This is a genomic window from Streptomyces sp. NBC_00385 (genome assembly GCF_035917155.1).
Lineage (GTDB): Bacteria > Actinomycetota > Actinomycetes > Streptomycetales > Streptomycetaceae > Streptomyces > Streptomyces poriferorum.
In genome coordinates, this window is record NZ_CP107951.1 from 6,258,913 (window position 1) to 6,279,261 (window position 20,349).

A 20,349-nucleotide genomic window follows, 5' to 3' on the forward strand; every position below is an offset into this window, starting at 1 on the left:
ACATGGTCGGGGAGAGGGCGTGTTCGTCAGCGGGCGTACCCGGAGCGCGAGGCCTGCGAAGCCGGCAGCGAACGCGGCGACGGGGTTACGGGACGAGCCGCGGCAGTCGTCGGCACCACCGTGGAGCGGGATTTGGCTGCCTGGACGCGGTGGATGTCCAGGGGAGTGGGCATGCGCGGTTTGACCGGTGTCGCGGTGGCCTGTGGGGGAAGGCGTTGCAGGTCGTAGCCGTAACGGATGACTGGCGACGGGTCGGTGAGGGCGGTGTTCATCGCGGTCACCAGCCTCTGCGGGGTGAAGGAGGAAGCGGTGGCGTACCACTGGTTTCCTGGCGGCCCGGCAAGGGTGAGCCAGCGTTCTTGATGGCCTCGCATCTCGGCGGTGTGGTCACGGTGGTTGTGGCGCAGGTAGACCTCGGCCAGGCGGTCGGGCGACTGGAAGTAGACGTTCTGGGGGCTGTAGCTGTGGCTCCAGCCCGCCGCTGCCAGCGGTGTGCCGGCATCCAGTGCGGTCAGGGCGCTGTTGCCGTGGTGGAGGTAGGAATCGGGGCCCTCGGCGTAGGCGGCGGCGAGCGCCGTGGTGAAGCCGGCGACGATCTCGGTGGGGGTGCCGCTCTGGAAGGTGACCAGCCAGCGTGGCGTCGCGTAGTCCGAGCTGTACGCGGTGATTTTCCACAGGGCGTCGTCGTCGCCCTCGGGCAGGTAGGCCAGGCGGACCCGCTGGTCAGGGGTGTTGACGTACACGTTGCCCACGTCGTCGTGGTTCAGCGACCAGCCGCTGTCGAGGAGCGGACGGAGCGCGGGGTCACCGGTGAACGTTGATCCGGCGAGGTAGCGGGGGCTGACGTGGTACTCGCGCCACTGCTCGTCATCCGAGCTGAAGGTCATGGGGCGTTCCTGAAGAAGAGAAGGGGGAGGGGGACGCGCTTACGTACGCCGTGGAACGGGCCGTTCGGCCGCACACGGGCGCTGTGGAAATGAGCCGGATCACCGGCTCCGGAACGGGTTGTGGGGGCTCACCCGGCGGTTTCCATCCGGGCGAGCAGTGAACGGACCAGAGTGGGCAAGTGGCCTGGGCCATCGTTGATCCAGACGTGGTCGGTCGCTTCGCCGAGGACGTACGTGGCGTCGTCGAGGAGGCCGCTGGAGATCTCCATGCAGGCGTCGGTGATCCGGGTGATGGCGAGAAGAGACTCGGAGAGCACGGCGACGTAGTCGCCCGGCGGAAGGTGGGCGGCCTTGGCAGCGGTGCGGATTTCCGTCAACTCCAGGTCGCTCAAGGCGAAGTCGAGCTCGCTGTCCTGCTCGGTGCCGTCGGGCGTGGTGAAGGTCGGGTCGTCCGGTGGCTGTGTGGGGATGCCGACGCGGGTGCAGATCTGGTCGACCGAGGTGGTGAGCTCGGCGAAGGACTCGGTGAGCCACCCCAGCGCGGAGGCGTAGGAGGCCAGGGTGAACAGACCCGCCGGCGTCGCGGGGCGCGGCTCGGCGGCCAGGAATTCTTCGAGCCGGTCGTTCAGCTCGCAGATCACCCTTGGTCCTGCCGACAGCGCACCCAGTACGGGGTGCAGGTAGGAGCGGCTGGCAGCCGTCGGGTACTCGGCGGTGAGGATCCCGGAGACACTCTGCGCGGCGTCGGTGAGCAGGCCCGCCAGTTCGGCACGAGTCAGCGGGGCGCGGTCGACGATCATCGGTGGGGAGCCTTTCGGGAAGCGGTGGCAGGGGGCTGGGCCGCCGCCACTGGGAGGGGCGTCGGCTGGTTTGCCGCGTGGGGAGAGCGGGAGCGTGCGGCCTGCACGCGTGCTTCGACGGCGGAGGCTGTCTCGACGTCCGCGTCCTGGTGGAGGCCGGTGCGCAGGTGGGCCGTGCGGTAGACCGCGTACTCCTTCCGGCTGCCCGCGGCGACGAGATAGACCTCGCGCTTGTGGTGCGAGGTGGACGGGGCGGGGCGGAACTGGATGACCATCCGATAGGAGACGGATGGGTCGACGTACACCTTGTGAAAGCCTGCGAGACGGCCCTTCAGCGGCAGGCAGTCGTCACTTCCGTGGACCAGGTTCTGTAGCTCCAGCAGCGCCAGATCGCGTATCTCGTCGGGGAGTTCGCGCAGGTCAGCGATGGCGTCCGGGTGCGCGGCGAAGGCGAAGCGGGCGCGGCTCACATCGACCGCCCAGGGCTCGGCCGCTGGGTCGGTCCTGGCGACGGCAGGCTGTGGGTATCGAGGCCGGCCTTCGGAGTTGCCGAGGCACCGGCTGAGCGGGTGAGGGCGGCGCGGGTCCGCAGGGCAGCGCCGGTGTCCCTGCCGTCTCCCGGTGGGTTCGGCAGCGGGCTGTTGCGGTCGTCCAGCCAGTGCCGGGCTGCGCTCTCGTCGGCGAAGGCGCCCTCACGCGTCGTGTACGTGTGTGTTTCGAAGTCTCCCTCTTCGAGGAAGATGCGAATCGGTGCCTGAGCAGCGCTGGAGTCGCGGGTCAACGTCCATGTCTCGCAGGGGTCGCAGTCCGAGGTGTAGCTGTCCAGGACCGTGTACCGGGTGCCAGACGTGCGGAGCTTCTGCTCGACCTGTGTGGTGAGAACGTCGGCGGGCTGTATGAAGTCGTCTCCGACCTGGGAAAGGTGCTCCGGTGGGCAACCGTGCTCGATCAGCCAGTTCTGAGCGAAGGACACGGTGGAGTGGTAGGACGACTCGAACGTGAAGGTGTTCTGGTTCAGGTCCCGTGCGACCTTGATCGCGCAGATCTGAGGTTCGCCGGGCACACCCCAGGTGACCGAGGCGTCGTGGGCGACGACGAAACTGCGGGAGACGTCGCGGGCGGTGTGGTGCTCGGCAAGGACGGTGAAGTCACCGGCCCAGAATTGCTCCTCCGCGTGCTGGGAGGCCGCGTCGGCGGGTTCGAGGTCGTCGAGGAGGAAGTCGAGTTCGTCGCTACTCATGCGGTCAGTCCCAGCTGGTCGGGCGCGGGGGTGGCCAGCACGCGGTGGTTGGGCCGGGTCGGGCTCGTCGTGCACGCGGCGAAGGGCCCGTCGGGAGCGCGGAGGTGGACCAGCGTCTGGTCGAGGTGGTCGCGGTGCCACGTCGAGGGACCGGGCAGGCCGGCCTCGGCGTCGGTGAACTGCTGCCACGCGAGCCAGAGGGCGTGCAGCCGTGCCACGGCTTCGGGGTGTTCTTGCCACCGCGTGCACCACGGGCGGGTCGTGCTGATCTCTCGCCCGTAGATCGGGAGGAGGAGGTGGTTTACCCAGGCAGTGAGGGCGGTGAGTTCGACGGCGTATGCCTTACCGCCCAGGGCAATGATGAACACTGAGGTGGGGCCCGCTGCCGGCTCGGAGCCCGCTGCTGTTGCTGGAGCGCCTTCGGTCGGTTGGGGAGCGGGTGTGGGCTCGGAGCCGAGGCGGTCGAGGAGGACGCCGTGCTGTTTGACCTCGGCCATGGTCTTGGCGAGGCTGCTGGCGAGGTCGTCGAGGTTCTCGTCGGGGACGCGGAACGGCTCGGGGCCGGGGGCGGTCGTGGTGCTGTCGGGCATCGGGGCGTGCTCCCTCTGTGGGACGGCGACATGGGGAAGAGGATCCGGAGAAGCCGCGATTTGGCCCGGCCGGGAAAACCCGGTAGCCGGGCGCTACGCCGCCGCGCAGCGAGCGCAGAGAGGGAAGGGCGGGGCCAGCAACCGCACCGCCCGGGCGGCCTGTTGAGGTGCGACACCGTTGCCGAGCGCGGTGAGCTGAGCGGGGCGGCCGAGCCCCGGGGTGGCGGTGACCCAGCCGGCGTCGAGGCCCTGCATCCACTCCACGAAGTCGGCCCGCAGCCGTCCGGTCGAGTCGGTGGGCGCCGGGGCGGGGTGAGCGTCTCCCACCGGGTGATGGCGGCTGCGTACGCACCCCATCGCCGCAGCCCGGTCGGCATTCCGGGGCGCCCGGGTCGCGGGCCGGCGGTGTGGGCAGCAGGGACGCTGCCGCGCTCGGCAGGGTCATGTCCTACGCCCCACGACTCCGCGAGCGCCTGTGTGTCGAGCAGTAGCTGGTCACCGATGCGGAAACACGTGGTTGGGAACGCGAGGTCGAGCGGCACCAGCGCACGGCCGATCGCATCAGAGAGCTCCTCGACGACCTCTGTGAGCCGCACATTCCGCCTCCGGTCGATCACGTATGACCGCAGAAGCCCCTGGTCATGGGGCGCGAGGAACGCCAGGATTACCGCATGCGCTTTCCTCGTTCCTCGGACCCCGAACTGCTCGACGTCATCGACCGCTACGTCAAGCCGCAAACGCAGGGAGTTGGGCGCTACCTGCACCTCCTCCACGCCAACTTCACGCGAGACGACGAGAGCGAGCGAACCCTGTTTCTCCAGTCTCTGCGGGCTGCCGCCCAGGAGATTGCGGACGAGGAACTCGAGATCCTGTTGGAGAGCGAATGGCGCTCCCGTCTTACGGCCGCCTGGCTGATCGGCTTCGACCGCCGTGAACACTTCCGCGACGTCCTCGGTGACCTTCTCCTGGCTAGCCAGCTCTGCTTCTCCGGTCAGGGCTACTGCTTCGCCCTCGCACGCTTCGGCACCGAAGAGGACGCCCAGCACCTGACTGCCTACCTGGACCGCTACCTCCGACAGCCTGACTGCCAGTACGACCAGCACTGGGCTATCAGCACGCTTCTCCACATCGACAGCCAGACGGGAAGCGAACAGTCTGCCCGTTTCTTGGCTCCTGGTGGTCTCTGGCACCAGTGGAACGAGGCCCAGTACAGGCCGTCGCCGCCGAGTCGGTTTATGGACGAACTGTGCGCCTTCGCTGCTGACAGCGAGGGCCTCGGATCGATGCAACAGGAAGGTGTCTGAACCATGAGTAAGTCGCAGAGCGTGCCGATGCCCGGCCAGGTCTGGGGCTTGGCGGCGTCGGACACAGGCGGGCCCATCTTCATCACCACTTACGACGGCAAGAACGTCTCCACCACTCTGCTCACCGCCATTGATGTGACCGGAGAAGTCTTGTGGCGCCGCGAGTTTGACGGACACCCCAGCCGACCGCGAGTCAGCGCCAGCGGATCTGTATGGGTCGCCCATCGCGGGCCGACAGGTGCCGTGCTGACTGAACTGGATGCCGCGGGCTTGATCCTGCGCTCGATCACGCCCGAGCATGAGCCCTTTGAGCGCCTCGGGTCGTTCGCGGTGCTGTCCGACGGCGTCTGCGTGTCCTGGCTGCCCGCTGAGCGGAACCGCGCTGTCCCGGCAGGCCGTCACGCTCGGATCGCACGCCACGGCGAGGACGGCTCGGTGAGATGGTCGACGCCAGCCGTGCTCGACCAGTTGTCGTTTCCGGGCTGCGTCGAGATCAGCACGGAGACGAGCTGGGAGGTGCGACCCGCGAAGCCGTGGGCGCCGCAGACGATCGAGGCACACCACTGGGAGCCGTTGCTGGTCGCCGGGCACCGCATCGCCGCGACGTTTGCCGACGGCAGGAGCGGCATCGCCGTCACTTTCTTCCTGGACACCGCTACCGGTCGGCTCGTCGCCGCGAGCCGCCCCGGGCCCAGCCATCACAAGGCGATTGTTGGACCGGGCGAGTTCCTCATCGGATCCCAGGGTTACGGCGCTTTCACCACAGCACGCTACGACTCTTCCGGCGCCGTGGTGCAGGAGTGGTCGACGCACGCAATGTTGCTAATCGACCGACACGGCGGCATCAGTGGACCCGAGTCCGAGAACGTCACGCCGTCCCGCTCGCGCTTCGTCAGCCTCGACCACGACGGCACAGTGCACCGCGGACCTGCATTGCCCGGCTACTACACCACCTACCCGGCGCTGGACGCCGAGGGTACTGCGGTCTTCTGGCGAGACGGCCGACTGCTCGCCGTCGACGCCGATTTCCAGATACGGGAGCTGTTCGCTCTGGAAGATGAGAAGCGCGCCGTGATGAGCAAAATCATGCTGCTCGACCACGGACAGCTGGCCTTCGCCCTGCATGACGAGCTCTTCATACTGCGATCCACGGGCCTCGGCCCCTTGGACAGCGGCGTCTGGCCATGCGCGGACGGCGGCCTTCACGGGAACCCGGTGACACACCAGTAGCACCAGCCGACAGTGCAAGGACGGTCGGAGCCACCGATACCTCGATCGGATGACACTCGGGCGTGTGAATCTCGGCTCGCATATCTCAAAAGTGTCCAGATAAGCGAGGAAGGTCCGCTCGCGGCGGTGAGGGGCCCCGACGTCGGAGGCGCGAAGCACGAGCCACCTCGCGTCGTACCGGAGGTCGGCCAGGGATCCGAGTACGGCACCGAGTGCTCGCAGGGGAGGCTGGTTTGGGGTGTCTCCCAGACACCACGGGCAGAATTCCACGTCGCCAGGGGAACCGGCGGGTGAGGTGAGGAGGCCGCGCACATTCTCGATCACAACCAGGCAGGGTCGGAGGGCCTCGACCGCACGGGCGACGTGCAGCCACAGCCCGGAGCGGGTCTGGGAGTTGAGTCCGGCCCTTCGGCCGGCGACCGAGACGTCTTTGACAGGGGAAGCCCGCCGTCAGGACGCACACCCGGGGGATGTTGGACCAGTCGACGGTCGTGATGTCGCCCAGGTTGGGCACCCCGGGCCAGTGCCGGGCCAGGATGCGCGAGGCGCCCGGATCGACCTCCGCGTGCCAGGCCAGGCTGCCGCCGAGCACGGACTGCACCCCGAGGTCCAGCCCGCCGTACCCGGAGCAGAGCGAGCCGATCAACGGCGGGCGCACGCTGCTGGTCCCCATATCACCGACCCCGCACGATCCGGCCCGGCGCAGCTGCTGTCGGCGTGGCAGCGGGAGGCGCGGGTTGGGGAGCGGGAGCCGTGGTCGTGGACCGGCTACGGGCGGCTCGGAGCCGTACGGACGGAGGCGAAACCGTCGTCGATGCGGCGTGGAGGGAGTCGGCGGCTTCGTGCAGGGCCGTGTCCGCCGCACCGAGAGCGTCTTCCATCACCCGCACTGCTGCCTCCCGGGCCTCCTGGGCGTCGGGCCGGTTACGGAGATGCTCGGTCTGGTTCAGGAAGGCGAGCTGGTGAGCCGTCTCGCCGAGGGCGAATGCCGCCTCGCCGGTAGGTCGCGCAGCGGCGGCGAAGCCCGCGATGACCCGGGCCGTGTGGACTTCGTGGTCCTGGGCCGCGGCACGGAGGAAGACCTCATGGCCCAGGTCGGTGATCAGCTCGCCGAGTTCGGACATCTGCCTGGCGACGATGCCGGGCAAGCGGCGGTAGTTCCCAAGGACCGGGAGCTTGCCGCGCTGGGCGTCGAAGGCCGAGGCCATGCCACGCAAGGCTGAGATGTCAGAGCTGGGGGTGTTGTTCACGGTGAATCCCAAGGGAGAGGACGAACAGAGGACGGGGGCTTTCAACTGTGGCCGCGCGAGGGAGATCGCACGGCAGCAGGGCCGGGCGCAGAGCGGGTTCGGGCCGAGGACGGCGGGGTTGGGTGTGGCGTGCTGCGAGCGAGAGCGGCGTGCACCCGCGCAGGAGGAGGCCCGTTCGACGAAGAAGCCGGGGTCGGTGACGGCGGAGAGTGGCCGTTCGCCGTCCGCCAGCGGGTACGCACGTCATCGAGTGGACCGAGCGCGTGCAGGGCGTGATTGATGAGCTGCCCAGGGGACAGCGACTCGTTCTCCGCCAAGCCCCGAATGGTGCGAGCGGAGGTGACGGCGGTGCGGGTGACCGAGGAACGGATCACCTGCTCACCGAGCCACTCGGCGCTGCCAGGACCCACACCGTCACAGATGGCGGTGACCTGCCCGCCGGACAGCGTGCCGTCGGCCAGCAGACCGCGCCGCTGCGCCTCCCAGAGCAGGGTGATCCGGTCGATGGGCTCGCTCCGGTGGTGCAGTGCGCCTAGGCAGCGGTAGAGCTGCCCGTGGGCCGGGTCGGCGAAGTCGCCCGGCCGCAGCCAGCCCACCACCTCGTCCATGGCCGTCGGCCGCTCGACAAGGACGGCCAGCAGGAACCGTTCGTCCTCGGCGACCTGACCAGCACAAACCGGCGGCGTCGCGGCCGGAGCGGTGGCCGGCGGCGTAGTGGGCGGGACCGGGCGCGGTTCGGTGCCCCACCGTTGTGCGAGATCGTCGAGCACCCCGCTCAGAACGTCCGCGTGGTGCAGGGCTCCCTCGACCTCGCCCCGCAGGGCGTCGGCGCGCGCCGCCTGGTGAAGGCGGATCGCGTGCGCGGTGACGCTGCGATGGATCGCCCCCTCCAGCACCATGCGGCCGTATGCCGGAGCATGCTCGGGGCGCGGACAGGCTGAGACCAGAGTGTGGGCGTACACCGCGCTCAGCCCCCGTACGTGGAGGACGGCCTCGTCGACCGCGTCGGTCACCCACGACAGCGGCACCGTCCCGTCGTCTGCCAGCGCGGGGTGTCCATCGGCTTGAAGCTTGCGTAGGGCGGCGAACAGCGCCCGGTGGACCGGCCGGTCGAAGTGATCCGGTGCGAGCCAGTCGAGATGCGCCAACTGGCCCGGGTCGAGCAGCACGGAGCCCAGTACCGCCTGCTCCGCGCGCAGCAGCGGGTTCATCGTCGCCCTCCGGCGTCGGTGGGAGGTTCACCCTGCCGGGCGTGGAGATCGGCGACCGCCTCGTCGGCAGCGGCCATCGCCTCGGCGAACCTGTCCAGCACACCGGTGAACACGGGGTCGGTGGCGAGAACCGAGCCGGCCCCGCTGACCAGCCACCACTGTCCGTCACGCAGAACGACCGGCGAACGTACGAGCCGCCCGGGACGCGGCGTGGGCGCACTCACGCCGACAGCCCGAAGTCGTCGCGGCCATGCGTCTTCGCGAGGGCCCGCTCGGTGATGGCCTTCGTCGCACGGGCCGAGGCCAGGCCGACGACCTGGGCAGACGGCTCCTCGTACCAGGGCCGGAGACCGAGCATCGCCACCCGGATACCCGTGGCCAGGAGCAGTGCCTTGCCCTTGGGCAGGGCACGGATCGCGTCGGGTGGCAGGATCCGCTCGGTGCGCATGCTGACCGAGGTGGACTTTCCGCCGTCGCTGGTGGAGACCGAGATCGTCTGCACGTCGTGGTCGCCGACCTGCCGACTGAGGCGGTCGGCGAAGTCGGCGTCATCGATGCCCGATCCGATGATCTTGATGGTGGCGGCGGACCAGAGTGCGTCCATGCCGGCCTCGCCCCAGCACCGCTGGCCCTGCCGGTAGGACTGCAGGATCGTCATCGGGATGACACCACGACTGCCCAAGTGGCTGTAGAGGTCCGGGAGGTCGGAGATTTTGCAGACGTTCGCAGCCTCGTCCAGGACGCACAGGACTGGCGGGTCGAGCCGTCCGCCGGAGCGCTCGGCAACGATGACGGCCGCCCGCATCACGGCGTCGGCCGCCGCGGCGATGATCGCGGACGCGCTGCCGCCGCCGTCCTTGCTGAGGAGGTACAGGGTGTCGCGGGAGGTGGCGAAGGCGAAGGGCTTGAATTCGGGGAGGTTCTTGGCGGGGGTGACCCAGGCGGCGACGTCCGGGTCGAGGAGGCAGCTCGCGTACTGCCGTGCCGTCTCGTAGATGCCGTCGCGGGTCTCGGTGGCGCCGGAGACGGTGCCCTGGAGCTGGGCGGCGACCGCGTGGTGGCCGGCGTCGGTGAGCAGATCGACCGGGGTCCGGTCGGCGGGGGAGGCGAGCCAGGCCAGGACATCGGTGATCGGCCGCCGGTGGCCGGCGGCGGCGAGGAACAGTGCGCCGAGCGTGTTGGACGCGGCGGTGGACCAGAAGTCGGCGCCGTTCGACTCGTCGACGCTGGCGGCGACGAAATGCCCGGCAAGGCGTTTCGCTCCGGCTAGGTCGCGGGCGTCGGCCAGGATGTCCCACCACATCTCGCGCGGGTGGTGGGCGATCTGCTGCGGGTCCAGGGTCCAGATCGCGCCGACCTCGGCCCGGGTGTCGACCGTCGCGGTGAAGGCGTCGTTCGCCGCCTTGTTCGACGTCAGCAACACCGGACCTGGAGCCGCGAGAATCGCGGGTATCGCCAGCCCGGAGGTCTTGCCGGAGCGCGGGGCCATGATCGCGACGATCACGTCCTCCCACGACGCACGGACATCGGAACGCCCAGGGGAGAGGGTGCCGAGCAGGATGCCGCGGTCAGCAGGAGCGACCTCTTTTACACTCCCGGCCGCTCAGGGACGGCCGCAGGCTCCGGGCCTTGGCGGTGATTTCCTTGTCCAGCAGCGGGGCGAGGTCGCCCTTCCGCGCGAGACCGTTCTTCGCACCGCCGCGCAGCCGTATCCACACCACCAAGCCGAGGACAGCGAGGCAGACGGACAGCAGGCCGGGAATGATCCGTGCGCCGACGAGCAGGGAGGTGGAGCTCAGGCTCGGCCACAGCACCTCGGGGTGCAGCAGCGCGTCGGTGGCCGTGTACGGGGCCCAGGGCCCGGTACCGAAGAGGGAGTTGCTGAGGTTGCCGGTCAGCCAGGCCAGCGAACCGAAGGCGAGCCCGACGCCGAGTAGGCCGAAGAGGAGATAGCGGAGCGCGTCCGACCCGGTGGTGGTCGAGGGCGCGCTGGTACGCGGTGTGGGCATGGTGGGTCCTGGGAGTGAGCGCAGACGAGTGATGGGTGGTGGGGTGCGACGTGCGTTCTTCTGTTGGTCATCGGGGCACTCCGATTCCGGGCGGCAACGCAGCGTGGTGAGCGCTCCGGCGAGGGGATTTACATCGCTGGCAGGAAGGCAACTGATGCACCACCTTGGCGGGGCATCGGGCGGTCAGAAGTGAGGGTTCTCGGTGGTCCGGTCGGCCTCGGTGGCGGCCTGGAGCAGCTCGGTGAGGTCGTCGGGTTCGGAGGATCGCTGGTCGAGCCACCACCCGGCACGGGTGACGGTGCGGGCGGCCTCCTCGATCTCCGCCCACTCCGTTTCGCTGGTCTCGCCTTCGAGGACGAGGGCGGTGTAGGCGGCGGCCAGTACCTGGTGGCGGCAGTGCACGCCCCAGGTGACGGCTCGCTCGGTCCCGTCCAGGGGCGGCATCCGGTACTGCTGCGACCAGGCTTCGGATTCGGCCCGTTCTTCGGCGCGCTTGGCCTTCAGCCAGGCGGTCTTGTTGGGTTCGGCGCCTTCCTTGGAGGTTCGCCAGCAGTCGGTGCACTCCTGCTTGGCGAGCCACTCGGCAAAGCCCGCACGCCGGTCGGCGGCCCGGTTGGACAGGTCGCGGTCGGCATGGTGGCCACAGGAATGGGTGATCTGCCAGATGGTCTTCACTGTCATGGAACGGTTCCTTACGGGAGGTGGGGTCAGCGGTTGAGGGCGAAGGTGATGCGCGGGTCGACCGGCCGGGCCGCCCGAGTGTCGTCGGCGGAAGCCGGCGTCCTGGCCGGGAGGCTGGCGCGGGCTGGACTGGCAGTGAGAGCGGCGGCGCTGACGGGGGAGGCACGGGTGAAGCCCCGGTCGTGGTCGGGGCGCGCGATTGCTGCAGGCGCAGGAGGGCGGCGATCAGCTACGTCCTGGGCGAGGGAGGGCTGCACCGCGGCCTGGAGATCGGATCGATTCATCGCCAGCGTGGCGCTGGCGATTTTCCCCAGGGCTTCGCTGCGGTCGGTGGTGATGGGCAGCGTGTAGATGTCCAGGACCGGGTTATGGCGCCAGCCATGCTCCTTCAGGACGAGGCGGCCCCCGAGTGCGGAGGAGTGGTCGTCGGTGGCAGCGATGATGCCGAGCTGCGGATGTTCGGCGAACGCGACGTCGGGAACCATGCGCGGCGGCCGGTCAAGGTCGGCGATCGTTTCCGAGGCCAGTGAGGGGTCGAACGCGGCATCGACGTCGACCTGGTAGCCGGCGTCACGCAGCAGCGTGACCGCCCGGGTGGCGCGGCCCTGGCCGTCACGTCGTTGGTCGGCCAGTGCGTACAGCGTTGGCTGGTCCGGGACGGGGTGGAAGTCGAATTCCTTCAACATCCATGTACTGGCGGCGAGTTGTTTCGGGTTCGCGGCGACGATGCCGTAGTCGGGGTGGTGCCCGATCGCGACGTCGGGAAGCGAGTCGTAGTGGGTGCGCATGGCTGATCCCTCCGGTGCGGGCTCGGGAAACGCTGTGGTCGAGGGCCGAGGTGGTTCTGCTGGTGCGGGGCATCGCGTACTCCGGCGGAAATGTGGTCAGCGACCGAGTGCGGACGGGGGACAGGCGGGCGGAAGCGCGGGACGTACGGCCGGAGCCGCTGGCGCCGCGGGCGTGCACTGGGCGGTCGGTGAGCGTGTGCGAGCGGCCCTTACTCGCGATGAGGCGGCGTCCGGTCGCGGAGGGACGCCCAGCTGATCGAGGCGCCCGTCGATGGCGGCGAGCAGGCTGGGGGCGCTGCCGCCGTGCTGGGCATGGGGGCCGCCTGGCTCCGAGTCGTAGATCACTTCGTGGACTGTGGAGTCGTCAGGATGCCCTCGGGTCACCAGCCAGCTTGCTGGGTGCCCGGGTGGGTGGTCGGTCGGCGGTTCCTGGGGCGGCGAGATGATCAGCGAGCTGCCGTCCGGGAGGCTGGCGTGGACGATGTAGTCGCTGAGGCCGTACTCGACAGTGCACTCCAGGCCACGCTGCCGAAGGGGCACGGTGAGGTGGCCGTATCCGTGCTCCGGCCCCTGCGGGCCGGCGACGGCTTGCCGGAGGAGCGGTTTGCTCGGGCGGGCGGATATCGGTAGGTCCTCCTGATGGAGCGGAACCCGGGGTTCATCGGGACGCACGAGCTTTCTCCTTCTCCTTGGCCGGGTGCCCGGTGACCGACGGCGCGAGCCGCTGGTAGGGGTGAGGGGCGCGGTGTTCCACGAGGATGCGGCGATCGGCCGGTTTGGTCCCGCCGGAACTCGGTGCTATCGACGTCAGCGGGAATGACGTGGGGGCTTCGGGTTCGACGGCGGTGGTGCGGGCGGCGATGCGGGCGAGGCCCCGCGGATGCCGAGAGCGGAGCGAGCGAGGGCCGCCTGGGCGCGGCCGGCCTGCGAGGTCCGATCGTGATCCGCTCGCTCGGCCAAGTAGCCGGCTGCCCGGGTGAGCGCCAGTCCGTGGGAGGACAACTCGTCGGCGTAGTGCCAGCCTTCGGAGTTGCGGATCTCCTGCGCCTGGCTCGCGTAGATTTCCCGTGAACCAGGGAGCGAGTCGTCCATGAGCGCCATGATCTGGTTCCACTCGTGCCGGATCCGGCCTGCTCGTTCCAGAGTGGTGTCGATCCCGCGCAGCCGCTGGAGGTCCGCGCTGACCGGTCCCTCGACGTAGTCGGCACCGTGGGTGGCGGCGCGGACTCCGGCCAGGACCTCGGGGCCGTAGACGAGGAAGACCTCGACGTGCTTCCACGCCTCTGCGTCACGGGTCACCTTGCCGTCCGCGTAGCCCTTCTCGTCGATGGGCCAGCCGTCCTCGTCGCAGAAGGAGTCCGAGACCGCGTCCCAGGCGTCGGATGCCTGCCTGATGCCGGCGGCGGCGGAGGCGAGCGCCGGGATGTGCTGCCTCCATGCCAGTTGATCGGTGGCCGTCAGGGGCTGGCCTTCACGGGAAGCGGGAGAAGAAGGCATGGTTGGTCCTCGTTGCTGTGTCGATGCCCGCTGGGAGGCGGTAGCGAGCGGATGGGGCTGGGGATACGTGGGTGCGTTCTCGTCAGATTCGTTTCAGTCATGTCCCTTGTCGTGGTGTAGGTGATGCGCCCGTGCGGGTGGGTGCCACCCCGTAGGGACGAGTTTGTTGAGGGGGGTTTTGTGGAGAAGGACACGGAGCGGGAGCGCAGCGCAGAGGCAGCACCGAACGCGTACGAGCGGGTCCTCGCAGAGGATCGGCGGGTAGTCCGGGAGGCACTGCGCTCCAGCCGTGGTGGGGCACACGGCGGTCTGGTGGTGACGGCCGTGGCACTCGGTGCGGTCGGGGCTTTGGCGGGTCCCAAGTGGCCGTTGATCATCGGGGGTGCGATCGCGGTCTGGTTTGCGCTGGCCTTTGGGGTTGTCCGCCGACGCGGCGGACGGGGCTGGAAGGCGACCGAGCGTGCGTACATCGCGACCTTCGGCTGGGCCCAGTGGCTCTGACCTGATCGGTGTCGGCGTGGCGGTCCCTTGGGCACGCCGCTATTCCGATCACGGGCCGGAGCTCCCCGGCCTGCCAGACAGGAAAGCCCCGGTTCCCCGACCGGTGACCGGGCGTGGGCTCTCCGGCATACACGCCCGATGAGTTCCGCCCGCTCGATGTTTCAGAATTGACGAACCCACGGGCCTATGCCGACATGCGGGCATCGGTGTCGAACAGTTCGCGCTCGGCAGGGTGCAGGATGTGCTGCGTGATGAAGGAGCGGCCTGCGACTTTCCATAGGCCCCGTCCCTTGGTCAGGGCGGACACAGCTTGGGTCTCGACGCCGGTCAGGCCGAGCAGTGAAGCGGCGGCGGCGAGTTGGTCGGGTTCCTGGCGGTAGATGATACGGGTGGAGCAGTCGGCGAGGAGGCCCTCGGCCAGCACCCGGCCGCGTGAGCCGGCATCGCCTGCCGAGAGCAGGTCTGACAGCCGGTGGATGACCATCAGGTTCGCGATGCCGAGTCCGCGCGAGAGCTTCCACTGTGACTGCATGCGTTCCAGCAGGCCGACGTGCCGCATGACGCGCCAGGCTTCGTCGTAGATCACCCAGCGTCGGCCGCCGTCCGGGTCGGTGAGGGCGGATTCCATCCACGCTGAGGCGCAGGTCATGGCGAGGACGAGGGCGGTGTCGTCGCCGGAACCGCCGAGGCGGGAGAGGTCGATGGACAGCATCGGGGTGGCCGGGTCGAAGACGACGGTGCTCGGGGCGTCGAACATGCCGCTCAGGTCGCCGTGTACCAGGCGGCGCAGGGCGTGTGCGAGGTCCTGTGCGGCAAGCCCCATGTGGCCGGCCTGGTCGCCGAGGGCCCGGTCGAGGCGCTCGGGAGAGCCGAGGGCGTGGGCGATCTCGCCGAGCAGGGGCACCGTGCCGCCGGCGTTGGCCTCGGCGACGACCAGGTCGAGCGCGAGGTCCAGGGCCGTGTGCTCCATCGGCAGGAGATCACGCTTCAGCACGGTACGAGCGAGGCCGGCCAGGAGCAGGAGACGGCGCTTTCGGACCTCGGTCGACCAGTCGTCCTCGCTCACCGACGCGGGCCGGGCCGGAGCATCCAGCGGGTTCAGCCTGCCGGGGAGTCCTGGCCCCAGCGCGATGCTGTAGCCGCCGAGAGCCTGTGAGACAGCCGTCCACTCGCCCTTGGGGTCGCAGGGGACGTAGACCCGGTAGCCGTGGGCGATCGCCCGGGTGGCTATTGACTTGGCCAGTGCACTCTTGCCCATGCCGATGATCCCGGCCAGGACGGCGTTCGGGTTGGTGAAGCCCTCGATCCTGCCGCTGCTGTACAGCGAGAACGGGTCGTAACAGAAAGCCGCTTCGGCGTGTACATCGCGGCCGATGAAGATGCCCTCCGCGCCCAGGCCGCCCTCCGCGAGGAAGGGGTAGGCCCCGGACACGGTGGCGGTGGTCATCCGGTGGGCGGGCAGGCGCAGTTTGCCGCCCCGAGCCGAGGAGGAGCCGGGGCGCCCGGACGACGGGAAGACCGGGCGCAGCTCCGGATCGAGCAATTCCGCGGCACGGTGCTTGGGCGCGGCGCCGGCCAGGCGCGCCTGACGACGGGCCTCGGCGAAACCGTTTCGGGCGGCCCGCTGCTCGGCACGGGTCGCCTTGCGGGGGACGAACAGGTGGGAGGCGCTGGCGCGGGTGCGGGGCATGAGTGTTCTCCAAGTGGAAGGCGGGGTCAGTGGCGTACGAGGCCGGTGAACGGTGCGTGCAGGTCGGCAGGGGTGGTGCGGCGGCGCACGAGGCGCGCGGTGCGCTGGTGGCGCTGGCAGACGGTCAGCTCGGGCGCCCCTTCGGGCAGGGCGGCCCGGCACGCCTCGGGTTCGGGCACTTCGCCGGAGTCCGGCCGGGGCGCCGCGTGGTAGGCGGTGTGGATGTGGTCGGCGGCCTGCCAGGCCCTGGTGCGGGCAGCACGGAGGGCGTCGCCCTCGACAGGGACGAGCTGTCCCGTGCGGGAGGCGTGGGCGTCGAGCAGTTCGTACAGCGAGACGAGATGGGCGTGCAGGGCGTCCAGCTCGGGGCGGGTGGTGACGAGCGGACCGCCCGGGATGTTGAGCGCGCGGTGGAAGTCGAGCGCGGCGGTGGCGAAGGGCACGAAGTCCTGCGCGGTCGTACTGGCGGTGCGGGACATGCGGGCGCTCTTTCACATGAGAGAAGGGGACGAAGGCCGGTTTCAGACGGTGCGGGCGAGCGGCATGGCGGCGGAGGTGAACGCCTCGGCCTGCTGCCAGGTGAGCGGCCGCAGATCGAGCTGGGCGCCGACGGCTGCGGTTTCCACGACCGCGCAGGCGGAACGCAGTTCCTCCTCGGAGTCGGCCGAGACGGTCAGCAGCCCGGTCAACGCGACGTCCGCGTGCCCCGCGATGAGCTGGCGTTCACGGGACTTGATGTCCTGGTACTCGATCGAGTCCGCCTCGGAGTCGACCTGCCCACGCCGCGTCCGTTCCGCAGCATCCGCGATCACGCTGGCCTTCCTGCGCTGGACATCGCGCAGGGCGGCGTCCAGTCCCTTCGGCTCGTACGACAGCGACAGCGTTCGCCGCACCCCGGCGGTGAACAGGAGCTGGTGCAGGAAGCCGGCCGAGGTTTCGGTGCGGGGCCAGTTCTCCACCCAGTACGTGGCGTGCACGGCCGAGTCGGTGGCGATGTGGTCCGCCTTCTCGATGACCACGACCGGGCCGGCGGCAGCGGGATCCGCCTCGGGGCGGCCGCTGACCGACCAACGGTCCAGTGCGGAGAGCGCCTTGGGGTCGTACGCGGTTCGAGCGACAGCCGCGATCTCGCGAGCGGTGAGCCAACCCGTGGGGTTGAGCCCGGCGGTCCGTGCGGCCTGGTCGAACGTCGAGGTCAGCTGGCCCAGGACGTTGAAGGACCCGGTGAGACCGCCTCCGGCCTGGTTGATCAGGCGGCGTGCGGCCTTGGCGTCCAGCGACACCGCGACGTACGCCTCATGCGGCGCCGCGGCAGGGCCCGCGCTCTGGATCAGCTCGCTGTAGATCGCACCGGCCACGGGAGTGTCGGGCTGGCCGTGCTCCTCCCAGTACCGGCGCAGAGCATCGCCGGAGTCCGGGACGGTGCGCTCAATCACCTGGATCCTGGCCACCTGACCGGTGCGGGCCAGTGCGGCCAGCGCGCGCCCCCAGCCGTTGACGTTGGCGTTCTGCGTACCGGGGTCGAGTAGCGCGTAGGCGCGGGAGGAGACCTTGACGACGGCGGTCAGCGTGCCCGTGTGCGGGTCGTGGACCGCACCGTAGCGGCGATCGGGGGCGGTGACCATGCGCAGGCTGGCCGCTGTGCCGGGCAGGTGGAGGAGCCCTTCGCGGACCGGACGGTGCGAAGGGCGAGTGAGCCAGACCAACTGCTTGCGCAGCCGGCGGACCAGGTATCGGGTGACGATCGGAGTCCAGTCGGCCAGGGCGCGGCCTCGGTGGCGGACGAAGACGAGAAGGGCGATGGCGGCCCATACCGGAATGAGTTCAAGAGCGCCGATCACACCGCGGGCGAGGATCACGGAGAGCAGTAGCAGACCGGCGAGGCCGGCGATGATCAGCTGCGGGGCGGTCAGGCCGAGCAGGATGCCGCGCCTGCTGCGGTGCGGGAACTTCACGGTGGCCGTGGTGGCTTCGGCCTGAGGTTTGACGGACATGGTGGTTCCAGAGGGTGGGAGCGGGCGGAGGGCGAGGCGTGCGGCGTTCTTCTGCAGGGCATGGCGAGGCTCCGTTTCCGCTGGTCGGTGGTGTGGGGGGAGTGGGGGCGAGCTGTGGGTGCGGCTCGCCCCCCGGTGGTGGTTGGTCAGGAACCCGCAGGCGGCTGGGTGGGCTGCTGTCCCCAGCTCGTCGGCGTCGGAGAGCCTGCTGCCGACGGCCCCGTGGGCAGCAGCGACGGTGCGGAAGGGCTGCTCGTTCCCCCGGGCGCAGGGGGAGCGGGCAGCGCGACACCAGCGCGGGAGACGCTGCTGACCGGGGCCGACACGCCGGCGAACTGAGCACCCGGGGCGGCTCCTCCTTCGGCATCCTCCGGTTCGCCCTCGCTGGGCCGGGTGATGAGCGGAGGGATGCCAGGGCGCTGGATCAGGGCGCGGCCCTTGTCGCCGGAGGCGTTCGGGTCCTCGCCGTAGCGGAAGCTGGTCCGCGGCTTGGGCGGGCCGGAGTCGATGCCCTCCTTACTGAGGTTGCCACCGGCGGGGTTGATGCCGGAGGCGACACCGTCGGTGCCCGCACCAGGTACCTGGCTCGGACCCTGCGGCGAAGGGGCGCCTGCGCCGGTGCCGACCCGCATCGCCATGCTGCCCGCGGTCTTCGCGGCCCCCGCGGCGACCGCCATGCCGGCGACGCCGGTGCGGTGCAGGTCGCCATGGCCGCCGCCATCGCTCGCCCAGTGGACGAACTTGTACGTTGCGTACGGGCACAGCAGGACCAGCACCATCACGACGATGCCGGCCATCGCGTCAGACAGGGCAGCCATGCCGTCGTGGGCATCCGACTTCCCCATCGCCGAGACACCGATGAGGAAGACCACGGTCATCAGCAGCTTCGAGACGACCAGGGTGGCGGTGGCCTCGATCCAGCCGCGCCGCCACCGCTTGGCGACCTCCCACCCTCCGCCAGCCCCCGCGAAGACAGCGAGGGAGACCATGACGAGGACGCCGACCTTGCGCGCGACCATGACGCCCCAGTACAGGAACGCGCCGATCGCGCATCCGAGGGCGACCATGGCTGGGACTCCCCAGCCGAGGCCGTACATGGCCCCCAGCTCGGTGACCTTCACCACCCGGCGGATCGCGTCGTCGACCGAGCTGTTGGCCGCTTGGAACAGGCCGTCGGACAAGGCGTCGACCACGGTGATGGCGACGGAGGTGAAGGCGATGGCGCAGAAGCTGAACAGGACGCCGGTCATGGTGCCGATCGCTGCCTGGGCCAGGGCCCGCTCGTCGCGTCGCCAGGCCGCGAGCATCAACTGGATGCAGAACGTGCCGACGGTCAGCGCGAGCCCGATGGGCAGCAGCAGTTCGTAGTTCTCCCTGAACCATGATGCGTTGAGATCGATTGCGGTGGTCGCGTTGACGGTCCTGGCGGCGAGGTCGGCCGCGCTGGCGGCCAGTTCACCCATGGACTTCGCGATCCACGCGCCGATGCCGTTGGTGACGGCTCCGGCGGGGTTGGTGGCGAAGTCGACAGTGCCGCAGACCTTGTCCATCAGCGGAAGGTCGCAGACTCCCATGGTGGTACCTCCTTTCCGGGCTGGGGATCAGGGCGCGACGGACGGCATGACACCGGCCAGGGCGCAGGAATGGTCGGGTCGGCACTGGACCGCGAGGGTGGTGACGCGGTTCTCCGCGCCGCCGGCGGGCGAGCCCTTCCAGGCGATCGACTGTTTGCCGGAGACGGTCACGGCGTAGACGTACGCCTGAGTGATCGTTCCGGGATCGGCCTGAAGAGCCTGGGTAAACGCGTCCGGGAAGTGCCCCTCGTTCACGGTCGCGGTGGCGAACTGGCCGTTGGCGGCCATGTTCTTCCACAGCACGGGCGAGGGAACGACCGCATCGACCGAGTCAGAGTCGGCGTACCTGCTCTCGGCGGTCAGCCACCCGTGCAGAGAGGCCAGCAACTCCGCCTGGGAGTACGCGCGGGTGTCGTAGGACCACAGAGCTGTGGCGGCTGCTTTCCCGAACGTGATCGGATCGTGCGTGTCCGGCGGGACCGGGAGGGCGGCGGGGCGTGCGCTCGGCCACGGCGACCCGGACGGCGAGACGGCCGAGGCAGAAGGGGAAGCCGAAGTCGCCTGCGTCGCAGAGGGCTTGGTGGGCTGCCTGCCGTCGCGGGTGAGATAGGCGGCCAGACCGGCCAGGGCGACGAGCACCACCAGGACAGCGGTGCCGAGCAACGCCCGACGGCGCACGCTCGATGCGCCGCCGGGATTCGAGGAACGGGAAGACATCAGCGGACCTGCGTCCCCAGCGTGCTGAAGAACGCCACCACACCGTTTGCGGCACCCAACAGGAGCGCCGCACCGGCGCTGACCAGCACACCCTTCTTGCCGCTGGCCTCGGCCTGGTGGCCGCCGGAGTGGTGACCCCACGCCCACACGCCCGCACTGACGGCCAGCGCGCCGACCACGGCGATGATGCCGAAGAGGTTGATGGAGCCCATCACCTGCTTGAGGACGGCGAGGCCGGGCAAACCGCCCTCGTTCGGCTTGATCCCGGGGTCGTAGGCGAGCTGGACGACCTTGTCAGCGAGATACATATAAGAACTCCAGTTCGATTGAATGCGCTTCAAAGCCCGAGCGGGCGGAGCGGCGGCGCGAGAAGGAAAGAGGGCGGA

General features: G+C 69.8%; 21 protein-coding genes and 3 pseudogenes. 3 read left to right on the forward strand and 21 right to left on the reverse strand.

Translation table 11 applies throughout. The features are described 5' to 3' along the window. Positions 1–26: 26 nt before the first annotated feature. The 6 genes from OG959_RS27955 to OG959_RS27980 form a co-directional block, all read right to left on the reverse strand. Positions 27–887 carry a DUF317 domain-containing protein gene (locus OG959_RS27955; protein ID WP_326662861.1) on the reverse strand — a complete coding sequence of 287 codons (861 nt, stop codon included), beginning with the start codon at positions 885–887 and terminating at the stop codon, positions 27–29. Between the two features lie 128 nt (positions 888–1,015). Continuing rightward, positions 1,016–1,687: a hypothetical protein gene (locus OG959_RS27960; protein ID WP_326662863.1), complete on the reverse strand. Its 672-nt coding sequence runs from the start codon at positions 1,685–1,687 to the stop codon at positions 1,016–1,018. After that, positions 1,684–2,157 (reverse strand): hypothetical protein, encoded by a 474-nt coding sequence (locus tag OG959_RS27965; protein WP_266796363.1) that lies wholly within the window; start codon positions 2,155–2,157, stop codon positions 1,684–1,686. Before OG959_RS27965 ends, OG959_RS27960 begins: the two co-directional genes overlap by 4 nt. Further along, complete coding sequence (locus OG959_RS27970; RefSeq protein ID WP_326662865.1) at positions 2,154–2,927, reverse strand: glycosyl hydrolase; 774 nt, start codon at positions 2,925–2,927, stop codon at positions 2,154–2,156. Before OG959_RS27970 ends, OG959_RS27965 begins: the two co-directional genes overlap by 4 nt. Continuing rightward, positions 2,924–3,517, reverse strand: a complete 594-nt coding sequence (locus tag OG959_RS27975; protein WP_326662867.1) for a DUF4913 domain-containing protein — start codon at positions 3,515–3,517, stop codon at positions 2,924–2,926. The genes OG959_RS27970 and OG959_RS27975 overlap by 4 nt, the downstream gene beginning before the upstream one ends. A gap of 93 nt (positions 3,518–3,610) precedes the next feature. Next, positions 3,611–3,844 carry a hypothetical protein gene (locus tag OG959_RS27980; RefSeq protein WP_326662869.1) on the reverse strand — a complete coding sequence of 78 codons (234 nt, stop codon included), beginning with the start codon at positions 3,842–3,844 and terminating at the stop codon, positions 3,611–3,613. Between the two features lie 314 nt (positions 3,845–4,158). On the opposite strand from OG959_RS27980, the gene OG959_RS27985 reads away from it, so the two are divergent. Further along, positions 4,159–4,821: a DUF6000 family protein gene (locus OG959_RS27985; RefSeq protein ID WP_326662871.1), complete on the forward strand. Its 663-nt coding sequence runs from the start codon at positions 4,159–4,161 to the stop codon at positions 4,819–4,821. A gap of 3 nt (positions 4,822–4,824) precedes the next feature. Continuing rightward, positions 4,825–6,051 (forward strand): hypothetical protein, encoded by a 1,227-nt coding sequence (locus OG959_RS27990; RefSeq protein WP_326662873.1) that lies wholly within the window; start codon positions 4,825–4,827, stop codon positions 6,049–6,051. Between the two features lie 165 nt (positions 6,052–6,216). Here the strand turns inward: OG959_RS27990 and OG959_RS38755 are convergent. From OG959_RS38755 to OG959_RS28030, 9 genes and pseudogenes are all read right to left on the reverse strand, one after another. Then, a pseudogene (locus OG959_RS38755) lies at positions 6,217–6,426 on the reverse strand (DNA cytosine methyltransferase); the annotation flags it as partial. Between the two features lie 115 nt (positions 6,427–6,541). After that, positions 6,542–6,724: pseudogene (locus OG959_RS38760) on the reverse strand (hypothetical protein); the annotation flags it as partial. A gap of 1 nt (position 6,725) precedes the next feature. Beyond that, positions 6,726–7,259, reverse strand: coding sequence for a hypothetical protein (locus tag OG959_RS28000; protein WP_326662877.1), 534 nt, complete (start codon positions 7,257–7,259; stop codon positions 6,726–6,728). 83 nt (positions 7,260–7,342) lie between these two features. Further along, positions 7,343–8,512 (reverse strand): DnaB-like helicase N-terminal domain-containing protein, encoded by a 1,170-nt coding sequence (locus tag OG959_RS28005; RefSeq protein ID WP_326662879.1) that lies wholly within the window; start codon positions 8,510–8,512, stop codon positions 7,343–7,345. Then, positions 8,509–8,736, reverse strand: a complete 228-nt coding sequence (locus OG959_RS28010) for a hypothetical protein (protein WP_266412468.1) — start codon at positions 8,734–8,736, stop codon at positions 8,509–8,511. Before OG959_RS28010 ends, OG959_RS28005 begins: the two co-directional genes overlap by 4 nt. Next, a pseudogene (locus OG959_RS28015) lies at positions 8,733–10,521 on the reverse strand (type IV secretory system conjugative DNA transfer family protein). Before OG959_RS28015 ends, OG959_RS28010 begins: the two are co-directional and overlap by 4 nt. Before the next feature lie 183 nt (positions 10,522–10,704). Continuing rightward, entirely contained in the window at positions 10,705–11,202 is a 498-nt protein-coding gene (locus tag OG959_RS28020; protein ID WP_266412469.1) for a hypothetical protein, read from the reverse strand. 26 nt (positions 11,203–11,228) lie between these two features. Then, positions 11,229–11,990, reverse strand: coding sequence for a hypothetical protein (locus tag OG959_RS28025; RefSeq protein ID WP_326662882.1), 762 nt, complete (start codon positions 11,988–11,990; stop codon positions 11,229–11,231). 807 nt (positions 11,991–12,797) lie between these two features. Beyond that, positions 12,798–13,487 carry a hypothetical protein gene (locus tag OG959_RS28030; RefSeq protein ID WP_326662884.1) on the reverse strand — a complete coding sequence of 230 codons (690 nt, stop codon included), beginning with the start codon at positions 13,485–13,487 and terminating at the stop codon, positions 12,798–12,800. 180 nt (positions 13,488–13,667) lie between these two features. Here OG959_RS28030 and OG959_RS28035 point away from each other — a divergent pair, with 180 nt between their 5' ends. Beyond that, on the forward strand, positions 13,668–13,988 hold the full coding sequence (locus tag OG959_RS28035; RefSeq protein WP_326662886.1) for a hypothetical protein: 321 nt from the start codon (positions 13,668–13,670) through the stop codon (positions 13,986–13,988). 184 nt (positions 13,989–14,172) lie between these two features. Here OG959_RS28035 and OG959_RS28040 read toward each other — a convergent pair whose 3' ends face one another. The 6 genes from OG959_RS28040 to OG959_RS28065 all read right to left on the reverse strand — a co-directional run bounded on the left by OG959_RS28040 (position 14,173) and on the right by OG959_RS28065 (position 20,271). Then, positions 14,173–15,678: an ATP-binding protein gene (locus tag OG959_RS28040; RefSeq protein ID WP_326662888.1), complete on the reverse strand. Its 1,506-nt coding sequence runs from the start codon at positions 15,676–15,678 to the stop codon at positions 14,173–14,175. A 26-nt stretch (positions 15,679–15,704) separates the two neighbouring features. Then, positions 15,705–16,157 carry a DUF6238 family protein gene (locus tag OG959_RS28045; protein WP_306104624.1) on the reverse strand — a complete coding sequence of 151 codons (453 nt, stop codon included), beginning with the start codon at positions 16,155–16,157 and terminating at the stop codon, positions 15,705–15,707. A 42-nt stretch (positions 16,158–16,199) separates the two neighbouring features. Beyond that, positions 16,200–17,672: an SCO6880 family protein gene (locus tag OG959_RS28050; RefSeq protein WP_326662894.1), complete on the reverse strand. Its 1,473-nt coding sequence runs from the start codon at positions 17,670–17,672 to the stop codon at positions 16,200–16,202. A gap of 146 nt (positions 17,673–17,818) precedes the next feature. Then, positions 17,819–19,246: an SCO6881 family protein gene (locus OG959_RS28055; protein WP_326662896.1), complete on the reverse strand. Its 1,428-nt coding sequence runs from the start codon at positions 19,244–19,246 to the stop codon at positions 17,819–17,821. Between the two features lie 27 nt (positions 19,247–19,273). After that, the gene (locus OG959_RS28060) at positions 19,274–19,963 is read right to left on the reverse strand and encodes a hypothetical protein (protein ID WP_326662898.1); all 690 of its coding nucleotides are present in this window, start codon (positions 19,961–19,963) and stop codon (positions 19,274–19,276) included. Further along, entirely contained in the window at positions 19,963–20,271 is a 309-nt protein-coding gene (locus tag OG959_RS28065) for a DUF6112 family protein (protein WP_103510059.1), read from the reverse strand. The genes OG959_RS28060 and OG959_RS28065 overlap by 1 nt, the downstream gene beginning before the upstream one ends. Between the last annotated feature and the right edge of the window lie 78 nt (positions 20,272–20,349).